This window comes from Paraburkholderia atlantica, from assembly GCF_009362785.1.
GTDB classification, from domain to species: Bacteria; Pseudomonadota; Gammaproteobacteria; order Burkholderiales; family Burkholderiaceae; genus Paraburkholderia; species Paraburkholderia atlantica.
In genome coordinates, this window is the sequence record NZ_WHNQ01000142.1 from 1 (window position 1) to 3097 (window position 3097).

General features: G+C 56.9%; 3 protein-coding genes and 2 pseudogenes. 1 reads left to right on the top strand and 4 read right to left on the bottom strand.

Annotation, left to right across the window (positions count from 1 at the left end; genetic code table 11):
- Window positions 1-243 (top strand): DDE-type integrase/transposase/recombinase (locus tag GCT19_RS41435; RefSeq protein WP_152855053.1); only part of this gene is annotated, 243 nt, incomplete at its 5' end.
- 204 nt (window positions 244-447) lie between these two features.
- Here GCT19_RS41435 and GCT19_RS41440 read toward each other — a convergent pair.
- The 4 genes and pseudogenes from GCT19_RS41440 to GCT19_RS41455 all read right to left on the bottom strand — a co-directional run.
- Window positions 448-601, bottom strand: a pseudogene (locus GCT19_RS41440) (IS6 family transposase); the annotation flags it as partial.
- Window positions 567-647, bottom strand: a pseudogene (locus GCT19_RS44245) (beta-ketoacyl-ACP reductase); the annotation flags it as partial. The pseudogenes GCT19_RS41440 and GCT19_RS44245, both read right to left, overlap by 35 nt.
- 146 nt (window positions 648-793) lie before the next feature.
- Window positions 794-1360, bottom strand: a complete 567-nt coding sequence (phaP, locus tag GCT19_RS41450; protein ID WP_018438482.1) for a TIGR01841 family phasin — start codon at window positions 1358-1360, stop codon at window positions 794-796.
- 1494 nt (window positions 1361-2854) lie between these two features.
- Window positions 2855-3097: DDE-type integrase/transposase/recombinase (locus tag GCT19_RS41455; RefSeq protein WP_152855053.1), on the bottom strand; the 243-nt coding region annotated here is incomplete at its 5' end.

The following is a 3097-nucleotide window of genomic DNA, read 5'->3' on the forward strand; positions in this document are numbered from 1 at the left end:
AATGCCGATTGCGAGACGCCGATCAAGGTCCGTCAGATCAAGTACCTGAACAACATTGTCGAACAGGACCATCGGGCTATCAAACGCCGGACCCGGCCGATGCTGGGATTCAAGAACTTCCACCGTGCGAGGGTCATTCTCGGCGGCATCGAGGTAATGCACATGATCAGGAAAGGACAGATGAAATGTGCGGGCAAAGACCCGTCGCCTGCTTCCCAGCAGTTTTACTCCCTTGTGTCATAAGCAATACTTATCATATCGACATTTCTCGTCCCGACACCCTTACTGCAACAGAACCCGCTTCAGGACCTTGGCCCGGCCCGGCGTGAGTGTGGTTCGCGGTGTCTTCGTCTTCTTCATCGCACAGCTCAAAAATTCGCTACCCAATTTTAACGTGGGCCTTACTGCAACAGAACCCCGGCTTGCGCCGCGCGGCCTTGGCGCACTGGGCGAATCTGGCGCCGAACTTCTCGCACCAGCAACGGATCGTCTCATACGTGACTACAACACCACGCTCGAGCAGCAACTCCTCAACGTCGCGCAGGCTCAGGCTGAACCGGAAATACCCCGGCGTCGTGCAGTCTGATGCTGATCGCCTCACCGAGTCCTCCCGTTCCGCCTGTGACCAGGGCAACCTGCTTCGTCATTTCACTTGTCTCCGGTAAAAGGGAGGCGATCCTCGCTCATGCAGAACTGCGAAGTCCGCCCGATTGCCGTTCAGACATGCCGCTATCAACAGGAATCCTTTGTATGCTGCAACTGACCGACGGGGGCGTCAGGCCCGCGTCGGCGGTTATCGCCTGGCGCTCGCCGACGCTTGCTCGGCAGTGCGCCGGGCAGTCTTCGATGCGGCGGTCGCGGCGGCGTTAAGGCTGCTTTCGGCAACCTGCACCGCCTGCTGGCTGGTTTTCTGCAGGGTTTCGATCAGCGTATGGGTGGCGTCAATCGCCGACTTCCATCCGGCGATGGCGGCTTCGGAACCCGCTGGTGAGCTTCTGGCAAAGTCCTCGACGAGCGTTTGTACCCGGAGGTTGTACGCTTCGTATTGCGCCTGCGCGACCTGCGCGAATCTGCCCTGGGTGGCTGACACAATCTCGAACAGCTGACGGCTGTACAACTGCACTTTTTCTGCCGTCGGCGCAACGAAAGCGGCTTGTAGCGCGAGCCATGCTTGCGGATCCTGGATGGAGAAGGCCTTCAGTGCGTTTTGGTGGGCTTCCGCCAACGTCGACTGGATCGTTTTCAGATTCAGTTCGGTCAGCCGTTCCGCCCCTTCAACTACCTTGGTGGCCAGCCCGTAAGCGGTGTCAAGGTGGGCCTTCTGGGCTGCAGCAAGCTGTTCCGGGGTTGATGGATTCATTGCGAACCTCCCAAAAATTGGCCGGCGCCTTTCCGATCAATCGGATAGAAATGGGGCGCGCGGTGGTCGTGTAGATGGGCTGGTGGGTGCAATGCGAACCGCGTATTGCACCCATCAGTATGATTCCTAGTAGTGCCGATTGTATTCCCGGCTCACTTATTCCGATGATAAGGAACTTCATTGCTTGCCGGGCGCAGAGGTGTTCGAGCAAAATATCACAGATCTGCACGATCCAGCCCGAGTTGATCGGGCGCGTCCTTGACCAGCATCAAGGTTGCGAACTCATGAGGACTCAGCATCATTGTCTCCTGTTGATAGGTGTCAATTTGCTGGAAAGCTCAACCGTTCTCGCGTGACCACCGTGACCCGCGAAAGGTGCCGGTGCGCGTGTCACGCTACCCGGATGCCGGCTGCGCGCCAGGGAATTCATCTTAAGGTGTCACCCTCCGCACAATCCAAATGCGGGATTTAACATTTTTCTTTCGATTGTATTCGAACGGTGGTCTTCCACCTGCACACATACGGGCGCGCCCCTCGCCAGTAAAGGCGTCTGAAGATTTTCAGAGGGACGGTTCGCCAGTTTTCCGCACGATCGTTCAGAAGGGTAAACGACAACTCAGTTTGTCTGATAATAGTAGGCGCCCCCGATCTGGAGCGCAACATCTGTTCGCATAAAGTGTACGTCCCGCCAAGGACCGCGCGCTCTTTGGGGGACAGGTGGTGAAACACCTCAGGCCTCATCGGTTGCCGGTCCGAAGCATCCGGACTTACGTCAAGAATTCGATCTGATGCATGCGCAGGTCCCCCTCCTTGCGCACGCACATAGGCTTTACCTCGTCGAAGGGACATCATTTACAGTCAGCGAACGCGTTTATGGATAGGGGCGTTTGAATCCAAAATGATGGTTCGGGCACGTGATGCACAGGACCAGTCAGGTTGCGTGACACAAAAACTACGGCGCCCGTAGTCGAGGTTCTGCCGCAAGCATGATCTTCGCCCCGACTGGCGATGGATGTATCATTTGCTTAAAACTTGTTTGCGGGATGAAATGAGCGCGAACCCGCTGATCGCGGGTTCCCCTTTTGCGCGTCGGCTCTGTCAGGCTGACGCTTTTTTTTGTCAGCTGCGCGTATTCCTCTATGCCAAACGGCGCCCGCTCAAGGTTCGAATTTCTGAATTCAGGGAGCACCGTGCGTCTGAACGACCTGCATTACGTCCAGGCTGGGTCCCGTCGACGGAAGTTCGCAATCGGCGTAGGTACGGCCACTGGCCGACGAACTTACGGGAGTGGCAACTCAGACGGATGACGACCGTTTCCGACTGTTGTTGACGGCGTGACCCGCAACAGCCTTTCGGCTATTTTGAGCGACAGACCGTGCGATCGCGACGCACCCACCGCGCGCCGCTCATGAGTGCACCGCAAGGGGGGCTCTTTCCGCGGTTCTGTTGCAGTAAGGGTGTCGGGACGAGAAATGTCGATATGATAAGTATTGCTTATGACACAAGGGAGTAAAACTGCTGGGAAGCAGGCGACGGGTCTTTGCCCGCACATTTCATCTGTCCTTTCCTGATCATGTGCATTACCTCGATGCCGCCGAGAATGACCCTCGCACGGTGGAAGTTCTTGAATCCCAGCATCGGCCGGGTCCGGCGTTTGATAGCCCGATGGTCCTGTTCGACAATGTTGTTCAGGTACTTGATCTGACGGACCTTGATCGGCGTCTCGCAATCGGCATT